The organism is Capnocytophaga sp. G2 (assembly GCF_035282625.1).
Taxonomy (GTDB): Bacteria; Bacteroidota; Bacteroidia; order Flavobacteriales; family Flavobacteriaceae; genus Capnocytophaga.
This window is the reverse complement of sequence record NZ_JAYKBU010000006.1, coordinates 51,345-72,457: the sequence shown is the minus strand read 5'-3', so window position 1 is coordinate 72,457 and position 21,113 is coordinate 51,345. Positions and strand designations below refer to the sequence as shown.

The 21,113-nt window shown below is 35.2% G+C and carries 16 protein-coding genes; 5 read left to right on the top strand and 11 right to left on the bottom strand.

Translation table 11 applies throughout. The features are described 5' to 3' along the window. Positions 1 to 11 precede the first annotated feature (11 nt). Positions 12 to 950 carry a hypothetical protein gene (locus VJJ03_RS04985; RefSeq protein ID WP_323974208.1) on the top strand — a complete coding sequence of 313 codons (939 nt, stop codon included), beginning with the start codon at positions 12 to 14 and terminating at the stop codon, positions 948 to 950. Positions 951 to 1,042: 92 nt separating this feature from the next. On the opposite strand, the gene VJJ03_RS04980 is transcribed toward VJJ03_RS04985, so the two are convergent. From VJJ03_RS04980 to VJJ03_RS04935, 10 genes are all read right to left on the bottom strand, one after another. Beyond that, positions 1,043 to 2,707 carry a DUF6909 family protein gene (locus tag VJJ03_RS04980; RefSeq protein ID WP_009745698.1) on the bottom strand — a complete coding sequence of 555 codons (1,665 nt, stop codon included), beginning with the start codon at positions 2,705 to 2,707 and terminating at the stop codon, positions 1,043 to 1,045. A gap of 12 nt (positions 2,708 to 2,719) precedes the next feature. Beyond that, complete coding sequence (mgtE, locus tag VJJ03_RS04975) at positions 2,720 to 4,075, bottom strand: magnesium transporter (protein ID WP_323974205.1); 1,356 nt, start codon at positions 4,073 to 4,075, stop codon at positions 2,720 to 2,722. A 293-nt stretch (positions 4,076 to 4,368) separates the two neighbouring features. Next, on the bottom strand, positions 4,369 to 6,828 hold the full coding sequence (locus tag VJJ03_RS04970) for a M1 family metallopeptidase (RefSeq protein ID WP_323974204.1): 2,460 nt from the start codon (positions 6,826 to 6,828) through the stop codon (positions 4,369 to 4,371). Positions 6,829 to 6,867: 39 nt separating this feature from the next. After that, positions 6,868 to 7,761 carry a site-specific tyrosine recombinase XerD gene (gene xerD, locus VJJ03_RS04965; RefSeq protein ID WP_323974202.1) on the bottom strand — a complete coding sequence of 298 codons (894 nt, stop codon included), beginning with the start codon at positions 7,759 to 7,761 and terminating at the stop codon, positions 6,868 to 6,870. A 75-nt stretch (positions 7,762 to 7,836) separates the two neighbouring features. Beyond that, positions 7,837 to 9,498, bottom strand: a complete 1,662-nt coding sequence (locus VJJ03_RS04960) for a ribonucleoside-diphosphate reductase subunit alpha (protein WP_323974283.1) — start codon at positions 9,496 to 9,498, stop codon at positions 7,837 to 7,839. Positions 9,499 to 9,731: 233 nt separating this feature from the next. Then, a complete protein-coding gene (gene mazG, locus VJJ03_RS04955; protein ID WP_323974200.1) occupies positions 9,732 to 10,514 on the bottom strand; it encodes a nucleoside triphosphate pyrophosphohydrolase in 783 nt (260 codons plus the stop codon). A 32-nt stretch (positions 10,515 to 10,546) separates the two neighbouring features. Then, positions 10,547 to 12,601, bottom strand: a complete 2,055-nt coding sequence (locus tag VJJ03_RS04950) for a S9 family peptidase (RefSeq protein ID WP_009745692.1) — start codon at positions 12,599 to 12,601, stop codon at positions 10,547 to 10,549. Positions 12,602 to 12,635: 34 nt separating this feature from the next. After that, the gene (locus VJJ03_RS04945; RefSeq protein ID WP_009745691.1) at positions 12,636 to 13,406 is read right to left on the bottom strand and encodes a TerB family tellurite resistance protein; all 771 of its coding nucleotides are present in this window, start codon (positions 13,404 to 13,406) and stop codon (positions 12,636 to 12,638) included. Between the two features lie 105 nt (positions 13,407 to 13,511). Beyond that, entirely contained in the window at positions 13,512 to 14,468 is a 957-nt protein-coding gene (gene metF, locus VJJ03_RS04940; protein ID WP_009745690.1) for a methylenetetrahydrofolate reductase [NAD(P)H], read from the bottom strand. A gap of 27 nt (positions 14,469 to 14,495) precedes the next feature. Beyond that, entirely contained in the window at positions 14,496 to 15,983 is a 1,488-nt protein-coding gene (locus VJJ03_RS04935; protein ID WP_323974198.1) for a sugar-binding protein, read from the bottom strand. A 236-nt stretch (positions 15,984 to 16,219) separates the two neighbouring features. On the opposite strand from VJJ03_RS04935, the gene VJJ03_RS04930 reads away from it, so the two are divergent. From VJJ03_RS04930 to VJJ03_RS04915, 4 genes are all read left to right on the top strand, one after another. After that, positions 16,220 to 16,999 (top strand): DUF3108 domain-containing protein, encoded by a 780-nt coding sequence (locus tag VJJ03_RS04930; protein WP_009745688.1) that lies wholly within the window; start codon positions 16,220 to 16,222, stop codon positions 16,997 to 16,999. 2 nt (positions 17,000 to 17,001) lie between these two features. Beyond that, positions 17,002 to 17,649, top strand: coding sequence for a pyridoxamine 5'-phosphate oxidase (pdxH, locus tag VJJ03_RS04925; RefSeq protein ID WP_323974196.1), 648 nt, complete (start codon positions 17,002 to 17,004; stop codon positions 17,647 to 17,649). Positions 17,650 to 17,782: 133 nt separating this feature from the next. Then, a complete protein-coding gene (locus VJJ03_RS04920; RefSeq protein WP_009745686.1) occupies positions 17,783 to 18,943 on the top strand; it encodes an SPOR domain-containing protein in 1,161 nt (386 codons plus the stop codon). A 260-nt stretch (positions 18,944 to 19,203) separates the two neighbouring features. Further along, positions 19,204 to 20,361, top strand: coding sequence for a class I SAM-dependent RNA methyltransferase (locus VJJ03_RS04915; RefSeq protein ID WP_323974193.1), 1,158 nt, complete (start codon positions 19,204 to 19,206; stop codon positions 20,359 to 20,361). Positions 20,362 to 20,370: 9 nt separating this feature from the next. On the opposite strand, the gene VJJ03_RS04910 is transcribed toward VJJ03_RS04915, so the two are convergent. Continuing rightward, complete coding sequence (locus VJJ03_RS04910) at positions 20,371 to 21,075, bottom strand: class I SAM-dependent methyltransferase (protein ID WP_323974192.1); 705 nt, start codon at positions 21,073 to 21,075, stop codon at positions 20,371 to 20,373. Between the last annotated feature and the right edge of the window lie 38 nt (positions 21,076 to 21,113).

Sequence of the window (21,113 nt, the reverse complement as noted above, 5' to 3'; positions counted from 1 at the left end):
AACAATACCCTATGGACTTTTTAACAGGAAAAACACTATCCGACACTATTTACGATACCCTTTTTAAGGCGGAAAAGGAGCTTATTATCATTTCGCCTTATATTCAGCTGGGAGATTACCTCAAAGACAATGTTTTCAAACAGCTTTTAAACAACACCAAACTGCATATACTCATTGGGTTTGGCAAAAGTACCTCTAATAGTGAAGAAAATTGTAAGCGTGAAGATATTGAGTACTTCTTGAGCTTCCCGAATATCACAATGGTGTATATTCCACAGTTACACGGACAATATTATGCTAACGAAAAACAATCGGTGATTACCTCTATGAACCTTTTGGATTACTCGCTGGAAAACAAGGTAGAGTTTGGCGTACTCGCAGAAAAAGCCCTCACCGATCTTGTGAACAAAAACAACTTCTTCGAGACTTCCAAAAACACCATTATGAGTGTACTCGACAGCGGTTACACCATCTTTGCCAAACGCCCTAACTACAACAAGAAGTTTTTAGGTCTGGCGAAAGACTATGTAGGCTCTACTGTGCATTTGGATTTGGTAGACGATGTATTGTCTAACAGAGAGGTGAAGCCTATCCGCTACTCCTCTTTTGTACCCGAAAACTATACCCATACCGATAACAGACCACCCGTAGAACCTGAATCCACTCCTGAAAAAGTAGTACAAGAGGATACTCCGACAGAAAACCTACAAACAACCCCGCCTCAAGAGGCACCGCAAGCCACATCACAGGAAAAGAAAGGACACTGTATTCGTTGTAATACAGAAATACCCTTTAACCCATTGATGCCCTTGTGTAACAGTTGTTACCAAGAATGGGCAAAGTCCGGCAATCGCTTTTATGAGGAAAACTACTGCCATTGCTGTGGAGAGGAGAAGAAAGTAACGGTAGCGACACCTTTGTGTTATAATTGCTATGCCAAACAATCATAATAAATAAATGATGGCTCTTTTTTATCCAAAAGATAACATCATTGTTCAAAGGCATAATTATCTATAGACAGATTAGGGGATGTATCATCATATCATCCCCTACCTATCTGTTTTAAGATATGATGAGTAATAAGATAAGTGGGTTTCACTCCTATTAAGCCCAAACTACCAGAAGCTAAAGTACTACCTGTCTCCAAAGGGTTATCAGAAGCATAATAAGCATAGCGTACTTTGACATCTCTGCGGATGCTTTTACGAATTTTGGAAGCAGATTGTATGGCTTTTTGATAATGTGCTCCTTCCATCTCAAGACCTATCACATTCCAAGTGGATTTGTGGAAGTAAGTAAGTACATCTCTATTTTGCAAAGAAGTCCCTAAAACAGTAACCATTGTTCCCTCAAATACTCTGAGTCCATTACCTTCAAAATCGGATTTAGAAAGCTCGTTCTCAAAGGGATAGTTATCAGCAGTCCCTTCAAAGATATGTGCATTAGGAATCATAATATCACCCTTTTCCCCTTCCAAAATTCCTGCTTTTCCCATAATAGAGACAGAAATAACATTAAGGAAATAGCTTTTTCCTTCTACTTTATAAGGTTTGAGAAGTTCATCTATAGTTTCATAAGCCTGTTCTCCAAAAGCATAATCCATCACCAAAAGTACAGGAGCCTCTTCGGTAGTAGTTTTCTTGAAAAAATCATTTTCAGGAATGAGTGCCGTATCTACAATCTGCACATCTATATTGGTGCCCGATTTGTCCTTGATAAAAAGCATGCCATGTTGTAGAGCATAGTCCATCACCTTATCCCTAAGAGCATGATTCTTTTCCTCACTTAATGAAATATAGGTTGTCCACTGAGAATTCTCTTTCTCCTTGACAACCAATGCTTTCTTAGCAAAAAGAGCATTCATTACACTATGCATATTAGCACTGATAATATGTAAGGGACGTTCTAAAAGGCGATGTTCCTTGAGTGTTTTCTTCAAAGTATTCGCCCATATTTCTCCGTAAATATGGTGTCCCAACCTCTCTCTTAGAATAGGAGAAAAAGTAATTACCCGCTTATTGTCAGAGAGTATCTCCTCTAAGGCAATTTTGCCCAACCAATAAATAACTTGTATAAAACGTTCAGGATTTTTCTCTGTGGAAAGTTGATGATAAGCAGGAAGTATTTCTTCAAAGGTACGCCCCAGTACCTTCCCTATATGAATCAGCGCCAATTCTCGCTCGGTTTGGCTGAGCTTCTTCTTTTGGGCTAAGGACTCTATTTTCTCCCAATCACGACTGATTTTATTGCTTTCTTCCTCCAAAACACTATGGGCTATCTTATGAGATTCTATAAAAAGAAAAGTGAGATGGGTAAGTATATCATAAATATCGGAACGACCGCGAGTAATCTCTATATTCATCTGCTCATTATCTATACGATAGCAGTTTCTGCGACGTTTAGGAGGAATAATAGGTTCAAAATGAGACTGACGATACCCCTCATCAGAAATCATATTAATAAATCTACATTGTTCTATTCCAATAGGTAGACGATCAAGTACATAAAGTAATCCATTAAGCTCCGTTTGGTTTTGAGCAATGGTACCATATATCTCTGGACGCAGAAGCAAAAGAGACTCTCTGAGACTTTCCCCAGAAACTCCCATAGGCTTATAGAATCCTCGATTGAACAGGTGGCGCATAGTAGTATAGAGTTTCTCAATAGCATCGGTGGACTCTTGCGCACGACTTCGTTTCATTTGCATAATAAGTGTTTTTTAAAATCCTAAAATAATTTTAGCAATCATAAAATAGATCAAAATCCCTAAAATATCATTGCTAGTGGTGATAAAGGGACCTGTAGCCACTGCTGGATCTACTCCTTGCTTATCCAAAAATATAGGAATGAAAGTACCTATTACCGCAGCATTAATAATCACTGTTACTAAAGCTATACATACGGTAGCGGATTCCCAATAGGAACTCCCAAAAATAAAATGGCTCATAATCAGCACTAAAGATGCTAAAGCCAATCCATTAATAAGCCCTAAGAGGAATTCCTTGAGGAGCCTACCTAAAAGGGCTCCATCTATACTTTTATTTGCCAAACCTTGTACCACTATAGCAGAAGATTGTACTCCTACATTCCCTGCTGTGGACTGTATTAAGGGAATGAACAGCAAAAGTACAGGGTAGGAAGTAAGCCCATCCTGAAATCCATTGATAATACTAGCCGCTCCTATCCCTCCAATCATTCCGATGAGCAGCCACGGCAGGCGCGCACGGGTAAGCTTCCAAATAGTATCATCTGCCTCTACATCTTGGGTAATCCCCGCAGCCATCTGATAATCATGTTCAGCCTCTTCCTTAATGACATCTACAATATCATCAATAGTAATACGTCCTACAAGGCGATGCATCTTGTCAACCACAGGAATAGCCTCCAAATTATACTTTTGCATTACATGGGCAACTTCCTCTGGAGTGTCATGCACAAAGACAAAATCCACCTTAGGAATGTAAATATCCCTGATATGTGCTCCTTGGGGGGAGGTCATTAAGTCCTTTAGAGAGAGACGACCCTTGAGTACTTCATCATTATCCACCACATAGATAGAGTGTACACGTGTTACATGTTGCCCTTGTTCTCGTATTTCCTTCATACAAGTATCCACGTCCCAGTTCTCATTGACCTTAACTAATTCCTTAGCCATGAGTCCACCTGCAGAATTATCATCATAACGAAGCAAATCCACAATGTCCTGAGCATGCTCCTTATCCTCCAAATGAGAGAGAATTTGTGTTTGTCTCTCTTCAGGAAGTTCCGCAATCAAGTAAGCGGCATCATCGGTATCCAGTTCCTGTAGGTCACGGGCAATCTCTTCATTAGAGAGATTATCCAAGATGTGCTCCAGCACTTCCTCATCTACCTCAGTCAATGTCTCAGAAGCTTTTTCTCGGTTCAGAAGGCTCACCAAGTAAGCAGCTTCTTCCAGCTCTAATTCACTGGTAATCTCTGCTATATCAGCAAAGTGAAGGGACTCAAGGTATTCCTTGAGTTGTTGCTTTTGGTCAGAAGCTATCAACTGACGAATATGAGCAATAATTTCTTCGGTAAGTTTAAATCCTTGCATTTTAGAGTGATGAATGAAGAATGAAGAATTTACTTTTTATTCTTCACTTCTCCCATTCCTTAATTATAGGGCGCAAAGATACAACATTTGAAGAGGAAAGTCAAGAAAAATAAAGGTAAGGAATAATAAAAGGATTGCTCAATATTGTTTACAAAAACAATACTTCCACCCCCTGAATTTCCCACTCCATTATCATAAGAGAGAATTATATTTTTCTTTAGAAAAAAAGCCATCCAATTCATGGATAGCTTTTGTTAATTACTGAAAAACAGATTTCTAATAAGTTACATTTCTTACCATTTGATATTCTTCAAAAGTTCTATTTGTTCTTTGATAGAAGCTGAATTAGGATTCTTCTTAAGTAAATCTTCCTTAATTCTCAACCCTTCTTCAGCCACTTTACGAAGCTGTTTCTTTTGATCTTCACTTACCCAGCCAAATACATTTCCAAGAGTTTTGGTTACTTTCTTGGTAAGTTCAATATTATCAGTACTCATAAGCCAAGTGAATCCTTCCTTGAAAGGAGCTTGATACTGTTCTGGATACAAAGGATAATAAATGACTCTATTGGCAAGTACGGGTAGATATTTGTCATTTCTACTCTTTAGGATATAAGGTAAAAAGAACATGAATTGTTGCCTATCAAGCTTATTCAAATCAATAATATCCACATATTGTCCTGCCAAAGAGGGATCTAAGGATACCAATCCAGAGGCAGCTGCTACTTTTATAGCACGAGAAGGTATTTTTACAGATTTTTCATACAATGATCTAAACTTGGTATCTCTTGTACGAGAGAGTTGTGTAATAGCCGCTGCTTTCACCAAATTCTCAGGATCATTATTAGCTAAGTTCTCTACTATAGGAATCCATTCATTCATTCTATCTTGACTTAAACCTTGCATAGCTAAGATACGCAAACGGAAGAAAGGATCCTTAAGTGCTAATAAGAGAATGTCTGTATTTCCTGCATTTACAGCATACTCAACGGCTTGATTACGGCTCTTGAAATCTTTAGCATTTTTGTATTGGAAAAGATATTGTGCAGGAGTTTTGTAATCTGCTTCATCTCCAACGATAAGACCACGAGGATCTATATTAATGAGGCTATAAGAAGCAGATACAGGGAAACGGAATTCATTCTTGGCTTTAGCATCTACCCATACTTGTTTGCGTACATACTTACCACCGTCATATATATCCACCTCTAAAGGGAATTGGAACATAAGTTTTTCATCCTGAGTAATTTCCAATACTGCTTCTTTTTTAGTATTATCATAAGTAACTTTAGGAGTCATTACTACATTACCATGATTAAAGTACCATTGGTTAAAGAACCAGTTAAGGTCTCTTCCACTTACTTCTTCTAAGGCAAGACGTAATTGGTGTGCTTCCCCTGTTCCATATTGGTGTTCCTTAAGATATCTAGAAATACCTTCAAAGAAAGCTTTGTCACCTAAGTAATTACGAAGCATGTGAAGAATACTTCCTCCTTTGTTATAGGAAACAGCATCGAACATATCTTCACGCCCTTTATAGTCAAAGCGTACCAAATCCTTTTCGAAAGAGCCACTATTTTTGTAGCCTGTAATATCACGATATAGATGATAGTCTGCATAATCCTTCCCATACTTATACTCAAACCAAAGATATTCAGAATAATTAGCAAAAGATTCATTCACAGTAAGGTTAGCCCAGCTCTCTGCAGTTACCAAGTCGCCAAACCAGTGATGGAAAAGTTCGTGAGCTACTGTAGCTTCCCATATATTTTGGTCATTGAGTGCTTCAGCATCTTGCTGAGCCATAGAACTATGAAGAACAGCTGTAGTATTTTCCATAGCACCACTTACATACTCTTGAGCTGTAATCTGATGATATTTTTGCCAAGGAAAGTCATAGTTTAATCGTTTGGAATAGAATTCTATCATTTCTGAAGTTTTTCCAAAGATTCTTTTGGCTACATTGGCATATTCTTTTTCTACATAATATGAGATAGGTACTTTTCCCCTCCAGGGTTTATCCTTTACTTCTACATATTCTCCAGCTCCAAGGAAAAATAAGTAAGGAGCATGTTTTTTGTTCATCACCCAATAATCTGTACGCATACCTTTACCATCTTTGATGGAAGAAGCAAGGATTCCATTAGAAAGAGTAATAAACTGATTTGGAACTGTAATATACATCTCTTGAGTAGACTTCTGGTTAATCTCATCAATGGTAGGGAACCAGCAAGAGTTAGCTTTAGTTTCTCCTTGAGACCATACTTGAATAGGTTTTTCCTTATCTTCCTTATTGGAATTAATAAAGTATAATCCTTTAGCATCGGTAATAGCCAGACTACCATGCTTACCTACTTTTTCTGGCTGAGCAGTATACTTAATGTAAACAGTATATTTTTCTCCACGTTGGTAAGTCTTATTAAGATGGATAGTAAGCTTATCATCAGCATACTTATAAGTAAGAGGAGCCCCTTTGGTTCCTTTCTTATCACTTAGGTTAACACTATGAATAATCATAGCTTGTGCATCCAGCACTAAGGAATCCGTTGGATAGAAATAAGGAGAGGCAGTGAGCCACTCTTCCCCATAGAGCTCTTTCTTTTCAAAATTAAGAGATACACGCAATTTGGTATGGTCAAGAGCGTTGTACTTAGTAGCTTCGGCATGATATAAGGAACGTCCCGAAGTTTCTGTTTGTGCCACTGCAACCAAAGAAGAAGCAAACATGGCTAATAATAAATATTTTCGTATCATATATCAAAATAAATTAAAATATTTTCTCTATCTTAAATTCTATTTTCTTGGGTGATAAGTATTTATCACCTGTGAAAGATAAGAATGGTCAATATGTGTATATATTTCCGTAGTGGTAATACTTTCATGTCCTAACATCAGCTGAATAGCCCTTAAGTTTGCCCCATTCTCCAACAGATGAGTTGCAAAAGAATGCCGAAAAGTGTGAGGACTGATCGTTTTAGTAAGTCCTATGGCAGAGGCGGCTTGCTTTATAATAGTAAAGATCATAGCTCGTGTAAGTTGCTTACCTCTTCGGTTTAAGAAAACAATATCCGAAAACTCTTTAACTATAGGAATATTTTTTCGCTGATGTAATATATAGTTATTAATTTCTTTTTGTGTATATTCACTAATGGGTACTAGGCGCTGCTTATTTCCTTTCCCTAACACACGTATGAACCCTTCTGAAAAAAACAAATCAGACAAATGCAAATTCACCAGCTCCGATACTCGCAATCCACATCCATAGAGTGTTTCTATAATAGCTCTATTACGATGTCCTTCCTCTGTAGAAAGGTCAATCCCTGCAATGATAGCATCTATTTCTTCCAAAGAAAGTGTATCAGGAAGTTTCATTCCAAATTTAGGAGTATCAATAGTCTCCATGGGAAAATCCTCTCGGTAATTTTCCAATAATAAGAACTTAAAAAAACTTTTTAAAGCAGAAATAAGCCGGGATTGAGAACGTGCATGTAACTCCTTCCCTACTTCATAAATGAACATACGAAGCGTCTCTGTTGAGATATTAACAGGTGTTTCTTCTATCTGATGAATAGCAACAAACTCACGGAGTTTCTCCATATCAAACAAATAGGAATGTACTGAATTCTCTGACATCCCTCGCTCTATCTTCAAATAATGTTCAAAATCTTTTAAAAGTTTCTTCCACATACCATAAAGCAAAAATACGAATTATTAATCAAAAAGACTAATAATCCGTATATTTTTTTTTAATTTCTTTATTTACTAAGATTCACAACTACTACAATTAACAAAATTCATAATCATTTCTTTGGCAACTGACTGACTTCGTTGGTAATAAAGACTCTTCACTCCCAACTTCCATGCCTCTAAAATTACTTTATTTACATCTCTCACAGGCATAGTAGGAGGAATATTGAGATTAAGACTTTGAGATTGGTCAATATACTGCTGTCGTTGTGCTGCCTGAGTTACTATCTCCACAGGAGAAATTTCCTTAAAAGTCTTAAATACATTTTTTTCATGAGTTGTAAGTTCCGATAAATGTTGTACAGAGCCATCCGAAAGACGAATACTGCGCCATACATCCTCATTATTAATTCCTTTTTCTTCCAACAGCTGAGTGAGATATCTGTTCTTTCTCATGAAATTTCCTTTGGAAAGTCCCACCTTATAGTAATTACTTGAGAAAGGTTCTATTCCAGGAGATACCTGTCCTAAAATAGCAGAACTTGAAGTAGTAGGAGCAACAGCCATAGTAGTTGCATTCCTTCTTCCATATCCTTTGAGTAATTCAGGTTCTCCATAGATGTGTGCCAACTCTTGTGTTGCTTTTTCAGCTTCATTTTGGATATGCATGAATGCACGTGCATTAAATTGAGTTGCCTCAAAACTCTCAAAAGGAATCATATTCTTCTGCAAATAAGAGTGATATCCCAATACTCCTAACCCTACTGCCCTGTGACGTATTGCAAAATTACGAGCTGACTGCAAATAATAGTTATCCTTCGTTTTTTCAATAAATTCAGAAAGTACGGCATCCAGAAAGAAAATAGCCAATTTCACGGCTTTGGTATCCTTCCATTCATCAAAAAGCTCTAAATTCATAGAAGAAAGACAGCAGATAAAGGATTCCTCTGCACTAGAAGGCAACATGATTTCACTACATAAATTACTGGAGTGGATGAACATATTATTATCCTTATATACCTGTGGACGTTTACGATTGACATTATCGGTAAAGAAAATATAAGGAAGCCCCTTTTGTTGGCGAGATTCCAATACCCTTGCCCATAGCTTTCGCTTATCGACATCACCATCAATCATTTCCTGTATCCAATAATCGGGAACACATACTCCAAAGAACAGATTCTGAATATGATAACCTGTATCCTTAATCTGCAAAAATTCTTCAATATCGGGATGATCAATATCCAAATAGGCAGCAAAGGCACCTCGCCGAACTCCTCCTTGAGATACAACATCCATAGCAGAGTCAAAAAGTTTCATAAAACTTACAGCCCCGCTGGATTTTCCATTATCAGTAACTGCAGAACCACGATGTCGTAATTCACCAAAATAACCAGAAGTTCCTCCTCCTATCTTCGTTTGCATAATTACCTCTCCAAGCTTATGAGTAATCCCTTCAATGCTATCGGGGATATGTACATTAAAGCAGGAAATAGGAAGTCCTCTTTCAGTACCCATATTTGCCCAAATAGGAGAGGAAAAACTAATCCACCCCTTGGTAATCATCTCCTTAAAAGCAGGTTGCAATTCAGGCTTAAATAATCGCTTGGCGGCAGCATAAGTAATACGGTCAATGGCTCCTTCTACACTTTCCCCTTTAAGGAGATAGCCACGATTAAGAATTTGTTCGGACTCTTCGTTGAGCCACCAAATTTGATTTTCTTGGTTCATTATTATGTACTTTTTATTTCCACTAATAGTAAAAAAGCTACCTAATAATAATAACTAGGTAGGATTTTATAAGTTAGAAAATAAATTGTTTTTACCTTTAGAGTGCGCAAAGATATAAAAATAAACTTTAAACACAATCCTCACAAAAGAAGATTTAACAATGTATTTTTATACCCAAAAAGTAATGAGATGTATATCTGATTTATAGATAAAGAATACTATCTTTCATTAACAATAGTTTAAGGGAAATATGTTTTTGATTCTTCCCATAGTTCATTCATCTCTTCTGAGGAAAGTTCTGTTATCTCTCTACCTTGCTCTTTGGCTCTATTCTCAAGGAAACCAAATCGTTGTATGAATTTTTCATTAGTCAAAGAAAGGGCATTTTCCGGATTTATCTTCAAAAAACGAGCATAATTAATCAGAGAAAAGAATACATCCCCCATTTCTCTTTCAGCTTCCTTTTTATTTTTTTTAGTTACTTCATCCTGAAGTTCTTGAAGTTCTTCATGAATTTTTTTCCAGACCTGTTCTTTGTGCTTCCAGTCAAAACCAACCCCTGCTACTTTCTCTTGAATACGATAGGCTTTTACAAGAGAAGGAAGACTCTTAGGAACTCCCGATAATACTCCCTTACTTCCTGTTTTGAGTTTTATCTTCTCCCAATTCTGCTTAATCTCCTCCTCATTAGCTACAGATATATTTCCATAGATATGTGGATGTCGCTCGATTAATTTTTCACAAATTGAATTAATAACATCCTCCAAATCAAAAAGCTGTGTTTCACTAGCTATTTTAGCATAAAAAACAATATGTAGCAAAATATCCCCCAATTCTTTTTGAATTTCTCTAGGATTTTCTTGGAGAATAGCATCAGTAAGTTCGTATAATTCTTCAATAGTCAAAGGACGAAGTGTCTGCATGGTTTGCTTTCTATCCCAAGGACACTTTTCACGAAGTTCATCCATAATATCAAGCAATCGTGAAAAAGCTTGCAATTGTTTTTCTCGTTCTACTTTCAAGGTCTTTAGTATTTAAAGTTCTATGTAACAAATTATTGGTGTATATGTTCCAAATCCAAGAGGAAGGCATATTCCCGAGCTATTTCTTTCAAAGATTCATAACGACCGGAGGCTCCACTATGTCCTGAGGTCATATCTGTATAGAGGAGTAATAGGTTATCATCGGTTTTGAGTTCTCTAAGCTTAGCAACCCACTTAGCAGGTTCCCAATATTGTACTTGGGAATCATAATATCCTGTAGTTACCAACGTATTGGGATATTCCTTTGCCTCGATATTATCATAAGGGGAATAGGACTTCATGTAGTCATAATATTGTTTATCATTAGGATTCCCCCATTCATCATATTCTCCTGTAGTAAGCGGAATAGAATCATCTAACATAGTAGTTATCACATCTACAAAAGGAACATTGGCTACTACTCCATGAAAGAGTTCAGAGGCTTTATTCATTACAACCCCCATTAGAAGCCCTCCTGCAGAACCTCCCATAGCATAAAGATGATTTGTAGAAGTATATTTTTCCTCTATTAAGAACTTAGCACAAGCTATAAAATCATCGAAAGTATTTTTCTTATGCAATAACTTTCCGTCATCATACCAAGGTCTCCCCAAATATTCTCCCCCACGAATGTGAGCAATAGCAAAGATAAAACCTCTGTCCAATAAGCTAAGCCGTGTGGTAGAGAAAGAAGGTTCTATAGTAATACCATAAGATCCATACCCATAAAGGAGTAAGGGATTGCTTCCATCTCGCTTGATTCCTTTATGATAAACAATAGAAATAGGAACTCTTGTACCATCCTCTGCAGTTGCCCAGATTCGCTGTGAAAGATAATTCTCCCTTACGAATTTTCCTCCTAAAACTTCCTGCTCTTTCTTGATTTCCCTTTCCTTAGTACGCATATTATAATCAATAATAGAAAAAGGAGTCGTCATAGAATTATAAGAATATCGAAGAATTTCAGTATCAAAATCTATATTAATCCCTGTAGCGGCTGTGTATGTTTCATTATCAAAAGGAATATATTCATCCTTAGTGCCATCCCAGCTCATAATACGAATTTGGCTCAATCCTTTATACCGCTCGGAAACTACTAAATAATTCTTAAAGATATCTATCCCTTCCAGTAGTGTATCCTCTCGATGTGGAAGAACGTTATCCCAATACTCCTTTCCAGTATTGGTTATAGGTGTTTTATCCAACTTAAAGTTAGTAGCTCCATCTGCATTATTGAGAATATAGAAAAAGTCTTGATAATGAGCAATCTCATATTCCAAACCACGTATACGAGGTTGAAATATCCTAAACGAATCTAAAGGAGTATCCGCATCTAAAATTTGACATTCGGAGGAAAGAGTACTATCAGACTGAATAATAAGATATTTATCTGACTTTGATTTGTATATTTCTACATTAAAAGTATCATCTTTTTCATGAAAAACTAATACATCCTGCTTTGTACCCTGTCCTATTTGATGGCGATATACTTTATATGGGCGAAGTGTTTGAGTATTGATTTTAGTATAGAAAATAGTTTTATTATCATTTGCCCAACAACTATTTCCATCTGTATTTTTAATTTCAATAGGAAGAATTTCTCCCGTTTCCAAATTCTTAACAAAAAGAGAATACATTCGCCTGCCCTGTGTATCTACAGAGAAAGATGCCCATTTGTTATCAAGACTTACAGCATAATCCACCAGTTGATAGAAATCATATCCCTGAGCCATCTTATTAACATCAAAGAGTATTTCCTCTAGCATATTCTCTGAGTCTCTTTTACGCAGAAAGATGGGGTATTCTTTTCCTTGTTCATAACGGGTATAATACCAATAGCCATTATACTTGTAAGGAACAGATTCGTCATCCTCTTTGATACGACTTTTCATCTCCTCAAAGAGCCTTTTTTGAAAAGTTTCTGTGTGCTTCATCTCCTGAAAGAAATATTCATTCTCAGCATTTAAATACGCCAATACTTCAGGAGTATCACGCCTATTAAGCCAATAATAATTATCAATGCGCTTATCCGAATGAATTTCTAATATCTTTTCCTCTTTAGGTGCTTTAGGTGGATGTATATTCATAAAATTTTCATTTTAAAGTTAAATAAAAAAAGGGTTATTGAAACCCTCTTTGTCGTTGAATACTTTCATAAGCCTCTTGTATACGCTTGAACTTTTCTTCGGCGCCTTTCCTAATGGCTACATCATCAGTTTCTATACGGTCAGGGTGATATCTCTTGACCATATCGCGATAGGCTTTTTTCACTTCAGCATCAGAAGCATCCTTATTAATTCCAAGTATGGTATAATCATCATCTTTTTCTTGTCTAAACATAGCCTTTACACTCTCAAAATCCGATTGACTAATATTCAAATTTTTATTAATACGTTCCAATAATGCCATTTCATTCTCTTTAATACGTCCATCTAGACTGGCTATATCAAATAAGAAGTGAATAATAGATAAACGAGCTTCATAATTAGTACGAGCGCGAATATACAGACAAATGCGTGTAATAGGTACTTCTGCATGCTTTATCTGATTAAAAGCACGGAATATCTCATTGGCTTTTTCTTTTCCATAAAGAGAGACAAACTTATAACGTACATAATCCAATTCCTTTTGAGTAGGTTTAGTTCCATTAGCTTTAATAATGAGAGCACACAAGGAAAGTAGGTTTAATTCAAAGTCAGTAGGATTATATCCTCCTTCTAATATATTTTGAGGATTCAGATTTCCTTGATTACTACTCCTACCTTTAAAAATAGTTAAGCGAAGCAATAATCCTAAACATAAAATTGCTATTGCAATCCATATATTTCTAGTAATTATTCCTATAATTATAGCAACAATATACTCCAAATATTTTTCTACAATTCTTGACATATTTCTTCTTATTTTTCGCGGGCAAAGTTAAAGATTTAATTCTTTATACACAAATGATATTCTAAATTTTTGCAAAATATTTAATTTGGTTTTTAGTATATATCTTTAAAAAACTTTAGAGATAATTTGAATAACATTCTCCGATTTTCCCATAGAATAGTAATGCAGAGAAGGGACTCCTGCCCTTTTCAATTCCTTACTTTGTTCAATAGCCCATTCTATTCCTACTTGCTTTACTTCATTATTATTCTTACACTTTTCAATTTCTTTAACCAATTCCTCTGGAAGATCTAAGAAAAATGCTTGAGGAATTATATTAAGATGCTTTTTAATGGTGATAGGTTTAATGCCAGGAATAATGGGAACTTGAATACCTATCTGCCGTGCCTTTTCTACAAACTCAAAATATTTTCTATTATCAAAGAACATTTGGGTAACAATATAATTAGCCCCATTATCTATCTTTTCTTTAAGCTTCTCTAAGTCAAAAGTTTTAGAAGGGGACTCTATATGTTTTTCAGGATATCCTGCTACTCCTATACAGAAATCCATACCTGCATTATTCTCTAAAGTATCATGTAAATAGATTCCTCTGCGCAAATTATCTATTTGTTTTACTAAATCAAGAGCAAAAGTATGTCCACTTTTAGTAGGACGAAAGTATTTTTCTTCTTTCATAGCATCTCCTCTTAGCGCCATCACATTATCTATCCCTAAGTAGAAACAGTCCACCAAAAGATCTTCTGTTTCCTCTTTGGTAAAACCGCCACAAAGTACATGAGGAACTGTATCTACATTATATTTGTGCTGAATAGCTGAGCAAATCCCTACTGTCCCTGGTCGCATTCGGACTATCTTCTTTTCTAACAGTCCACTGGGATATTCTTTGTAGAAATATTCCTCACGAGAGGTAGTTACATCAATAAAAGGAGGCTTAAATTCCAATAAAGGTTCTATATTTTTATAAAGTTCCTCTATATTATTCCCTTTTTTAGGAGGAATTATTTCAAATGAAAAGAGCGTTTCTCCCTTTGCTCTTGCTATATGTTCTGTTACTTTCATCTAAACAATCCTAATAAGTTATCTATATTATTGATAATACTCAATAACACGCTCAGTTACCTCCACAGGTGTCCTATTCTTATATTGTGTTCTTTCTACCCAATTCCCTTTTTCATCAAAGGTATAGATGAAGGTTTTTTTCTCATCCAGTATTCCCTTACGAAATATCTGTTCTTCTGTTACATTTCCATTTTTAGCTCTGCTGTAATGAACTTCCCAAGCATCTTTTTCATTTTTATGCTTTTCTTTTACCAAATATTGGTTTTTATCATATTGGTAGAGTATTTCGGTATCGCCTAAATAATAAGATATAATATTTCCAGACTCATTATAGGCAACCTTCAGGTCAAACCGTGTACCATTCTGATACAGATAACCTCCTGTCATATATCCTTTTTCATCATAATTAATTAAAAGATAATCACTGTCATTGAAATACATTTTTCCTTGTGTACGCCAGCCTCCTTTGTCATATTCATAAGCAAATGTTTTCTCATAACTATAGAGATTATCCTTATCATAATAAGTAATCCGGCTAAGATATCCCTTTTTAGTGAATATAGAAAGAGTATTCTGCCCATTATCTTTCTGCTTATGGTTTTGTCCTGTATAAGTCCTTACTCGTAAGGATTTCACTTCTCCTTTGAGTTCTTGGTTCGTCCAATCATTTTTTCGCACAGAAGAAGAAGATGGTTGTTTTTCAGGAGCTGTATCCATCTGAGCTATAGGCTCTCTAAGTTCCTTTTGACCTATACCATAGCCTATTTCTCTTTCTGTTAGGTAAGTTGCCTTACCATTAATATATTCAATTCTCTTAATCCAATTATTTTGTTTATCAAAAGAATACGTATAGGTATGGTTAGCGATTGTTTTTCCTTCTTTATCATACTTTTTTCTCTCGATCATATTATTTTCATTATCATAAAGGTAAGTATACCGAAATTTTAGTTCTCCCGTTCCTGTATAAAGATTACTCTCTGAACAAAGCCCTTCATTATTATAGATATTAACTTGCTTTTGCTCTAAATCTCCTTTCCCATTATAAGAGATTTCCTCCAAAGGATTCTGATTAGAATCATAGGTACGTGTCTCTTTCTCTATAAAGGCTCCTTCTCCATTATATGCATTTACCTCCAACTGATTCCCTTCTTGAACATAAGTATAGATGTACCTAACTTTCAAAGAACCATCTTCTCGAAATTCATTTACCAGTGCTCGCTTTCCTTTCATATCATACTGATAAGTAAATTTTCGTATAGGCTTATCTGTAGGAGAAAAAAGTGTTTTCTCCACCTGATTTCCCTTGTCATTGAATATTAGTAAGAAATTCTCTCGCTCAGTAGTTTTTGCTTTTTTCTCTACCTGATTGAATTTTTCTACTACTGTATAAGAGGACACCTTAAGCTGTTTAATCTCACCTTTTAGATATAATTGTTGTAAGTCATTTCTACTCTCCTTTCTACCACAATTAGTTAGAAAGAGAATACAAAAAGAAAAAAATAAAATCCTCTTCATAATAATATTTTTTTGGCAAAAATACATATTTTTTTAGTATTTACAAATTTTTAAAACAAAAAACTATTAATCAAATATGAAAATTTTTGGCATTCTTTTTGCAATTAACCTGCAAATAACTCTTACCATTTTAAAGGATTCAATCTACAGAATGATAAAATATTTATATAAAGAATTTGAATAAAAGAAAAATGTAGTATATTTGTTGCGATTTTCCAATATAAAAATAAGTCTATATGATAAAAAAACTAATTATATTAATCTCACTCATAGTAACTTATCCCTGTTTTTCACAAAATGAAAGTGCTTATCAAGAAGGGGAATACCTCAAGTTCCGTGTGCGTTATGGTATTTTTAATGCCAGCTATGCTTCTCTTGTATTAAAAAATAAAACTTACGAAGGAAAGACCGTATACCATGCTTTAGGAAAAGGAGAAACTACTGGTTTGGCAAAGCTATTTTTTAAAGTAAATGATACTTATGAGAGCTACTTTGACAAGGTTACAAATAAACCCTATTTCTTCAATAGAAATATATACGAGGGAGGATATACGAAAAAACTTAATTTCTTTTTTAACTTTGCAAACAATAATGTACACATCAAAAATTTGGAGAATAACCAAGAAAAAAATATGCCCATTCAACCAGAAATAAAAGATGTGATCTCTGCTTTATATTATCTACGTAATAACCCTAAAATGAATACATTGAATATAAATGATGAAGTAAGTATGGACATGATTTTTGATGATGATGAAGTATTCAAATTCCGTTTGAAATTTTTAGGAAGAGAAAAGGTAGACACTCCTTTAGGGAAGATTGATACTCTCATCTTCAGACCATTAGTGCAAGATGGACGTGTATTCAAGGAGCAAGAAAGTCTTACATTATGGATTAGTGATGACCTTAACAAAATCCCTGTAAAAATAAAGGCTAGCCTTCGAGTAGGTTCTTTAGTAGGGGAAATTATTAGTTTTAATGGGTTAAAGAATCCTACTGTATTAAAGAATAAATAGTTATGGAAAAAGATTTAAGTAACTTACGCCTTGTATATTCACAAGGAGAACTTCTAGAAAAGGACTTGAAGGAGAATCCAATGGAACAATTTCAACAATGGTTTTTTCAGACTCAACAATCCAATACCGAGCGGGAGCCTAATGCAATGTCTGTTTCTACTATAGGGCTTGATGGGTTCCCGAAAACACGTATAGTATTGTTAAAAAAGTATACTGATGAAGGATTCATCTTTTACACTAATTACAATAGTGAAAAAGGGAAAGCTATCATCGCCAATCCTAATATCTGCTTATCCTTTTTCTGGCCTGTGTTAGAACGACAAATTATAATCAAAGGAGTAGCCGAAAAACTCGCTGAAAACCTTTCTAATGGTTATTTTGAATCTCGTCCCAGAGGAAGTCAATTAGGTTCTATTATTTCTGCACAAAGTGAAGTAATCCCCTCTCGTGAATATTTGCAAGAAAAACTTAATTCTTTAGAAAAGGAAATGGAAGGAAAACCTTTAAAACGTCCTACTCATTGGGGAGGTTTCCTAGTCAGACCCATATCCTTAGAATTTTGGCAAGGGCGTCCTAACAGATTACATGATCGCATACGTTATACTCTTGAGGAAGACTATGATTGGAAAATAGAACGTTTAAGCCCTTAAAAAGTGTTAAACGAAATAGAATTAAGTAAAGAATCTAAAAAAATTATCAACAATATAGGTGTTTTTTTTCACATGTAATAAAAAATGTGTACTTTTGTGCCGAAAATTAAAAATCTCTAATAGATATTGACCTATGAAAAATTTAGATACTTATATAGAGGATTTATTATTCAAGCACCAATGTGTAATTATTCCTGAATTTGGTGCTTTTGTTTCCAATAGAAAAGCTGCTGAATTGGCGGCAGATAAGTCTTTTTCACCTCCTCAAAAAGAACTTACTTTCAATTCTCGCCTCACCTATAATGATGGTTTGGTAGCCAAGCATATTTCTGAGGTTGAACGCTCCTCCTATGAAGAAGCTCAGGAATATATAAAATCTGTCGTAAATCGATGGAAACAAGAACTTAGCTTAGGAAAAGAAATTCGTTTAGCTAATATAGGAAAATTCACCAAAGGAACTGATAACAATATTATTTTTACTTCTTTATCTAAAGAAAATTATCTTACAGATTCTTTTGGAATGTCCAATGTAACTACCAAAGAAATCAACAAAAGTGAATCAGGAGTTGAAGTAGCTAATCCCTTATATTCGAATGAACAAAATAACAAACCTGGATTAGTAGAAAATCCAAGTGTTACCCCTCAAGAAGCAGCAGCAGGGAAGCCCAAACCTAAAATGCCAATTTCTATAAAGTATGCTGCAGTCACTATTGTTGGGCTTTCTGCCATAGGATACGCCGCCTATTCAATTCTCACAACTCAAGAGAATCCTACAATAGTAGAAGTACAACCAGATCAAGCCAAAGTAGATGAACTTGTAAATCAGGAAATAGCAAAAGCAACTTACTTACCTGATGTACAACTAACCCCCACTACTGTAAAAGTAGTCAAAGACCCTGCTTTAGTAAAAAAGCGTAAGGAAGAGCTTAAAAAAGCTGAGAAAGAAGCTAAAGAAGCTGAGAGACGAGCCGCCATTGCTGCTCAGCAACAAACAAAGCAAACCAATAATACAAGCACTACGACCGTTTCTCATACAGATACCTCTAATAGTTCAAAAATCTCAGGAAATTTCTTCTTAATCGCAGGAGCCTTTAGCTCAGAAGCTAATGCTCATAATCGCATTAAACAACTTAAGAATGAGGGATATAGCACAGCAGGAATGGTAGGTCAGAATGAAAAAGGATATTACTTAGTAGCCTACAAAGGCTTCTCTTCAAGAGCACAAGCTGAAAGTTATATGCCTGAGATAAAGAATAAAGGCTTAAGTACTTGGATTTATCCTCCAGCAAAGTAAGCACTTGACTATGGTGAAAGGCTGTTCAAAAAATTAAAAAACCTCCTTTTCTAAAGGTACAAGGGAGAACAAGCATGTATAAGATTCAAGATGGCTTTCTAAAAAATGCTGTATATTAATACTTGCTTATGGAACTCCCTCCTTGAGAGAAGAATTCTTAAGATAATAAAAGAGAAAATGGTTAATAGTCATACTTTTGAACAGCCTTTTTTGTATTCATACATTTATATCTTTTTTATTATTTATATATATTGCTTTTTATGGAAAACTATGCAATGGTTGCGAAAACATTTTTCGGCTTTGAGGATATTTTAGAGGAAGAATTACGACAATTAGGAGCAATGAAAATAGAAAAGGGAATACGTAGTGTTTCTTTTTTAGGAGATAAGGGTTTTATGTATAAAGCAAATCTATGTTTACGTACTGCTCTGAAGATTCTCAAACCCATTCACTCTTTCTATGTTAGGAATGAAAAAGAATACTACCAAGCACTTTATGAATATCCTTGGGAGGGACTCTTTACTCCCTCACAAACTTTTGCTGTAGAAGTTACACTTGCTTCTGACTTATTCCATCATTCTCAATATATGACTCTTAGAGCCAAAGATGCTATTGTGGATAGGTTCCGTAACAAAACAGGAAAACGTCCTAATATAGATACATTACATCCTGATATACAGCTTTTTATTCATATTCAAAAAGAAAATAAAGTTATTGTATCTTTAGATACCTCTGGAGCTTCTTTGCATCATCGTGGTTACCGTACACAAACAAATATAGCTCCTATTAACGAGGTACTTGCGGCAGGTATTCTTCTCTTGAGTGGTTGGCAGGGGCAATGTGATTTTCTTGACCCTATGTGTGGTAGTGGTACTTTCCTAACAGAAGGTGCTATGATTGCTTGTAATATTCCTGCCAATCTTCATCGTAAAGAATTCGCTTTTGAGAAATGGGAAGACTATGATGTAGATTTGTTTGAAACTATTTTTGATAGTTGCCTAAATAAAGCAAAAGAATTCCCTTATCAGATTATGGGTTATGATAAAGCTCCTTCTGCAGTGAATAAAGCTAAAGAGAATGTGAAAAATGCACGACTTTCGGACTATATTGCTATAGAACAATGTGATTTCTTCAAAACACAGAAACAGACAGAAAGACCTCTCTTTATGGCTTTTAATCCTCCTTACGGAGAACGCTTAGAAGTAGATGCTCCTACTTTTTATAAGCAAATTGGAGATACTCTTAAGCAACAGTATCCCAATACCCAGACATGGTTCATTACCTCCAATTTGGAAGCCCTAAAATGGGTAGGCTTACGGCCATCTCACAAAATAAAACTATTCAATGGAAAATTAGAAAGCCGATTAGTAAACTATAACATATATGAAGGAAGTAAAAAACAGAAGAAAAATTCATAAATTATAGAATTACATAGTCATTTTTGCTAAGTAATTATAATCCTCTCCTTCTTGTATAAGTTCACAATTAAGACCGTTATTACTAGCTGCTCTCTGTAAAGTATTATAATCTATAAAAAGCCAAGGAAAAGATTCCTTTTGTCCTTTATAATAGATAGTATAAATAAGTTCGCCATAATAATCAACTTCCTCATCCATAGGGATAATGTAACTACCATCTTCATCCTGGTCAAACATATAAATAATATCTGTAGATGTAGTAAGGATTTGTCCTCCTTCAGTAAGAAGTGATTTTAATTTTTGTAAGTATATATCTATCAAAGAAAGTCGCTTACAAATGCCTATACCATTCATGAGAAGGAGGATAGTATCAAATTTCCCTTGATAATTCAATATATCTCCTACAACTGTTCTCTTCACACCTCTTAACTTACAAGCCTCAATTGCTGAGGGAGATATATCCAATGCTACCGCTTCTAATCCTTGTTTTTGTAAGTATAATACATGAGAACCCACTCCTGCCCCTACATCCAATACACGACCTTTAGCTAAAGTAAGTGCTTCTTGTTCTAAAGGAATCATCTGAGAGAAAGAGCGAAAGAAATGTGATCTAAAAAGATACTCACTTGCAGAAATATTAGTCTCCACACGTACATCACTTTCACGATCATTAAGCTGATAATCCAACAGAGATCTTCCTAATAGGTCTTTCATAAAATAAAGTTATTATACAAACTAATATTATTACTAAT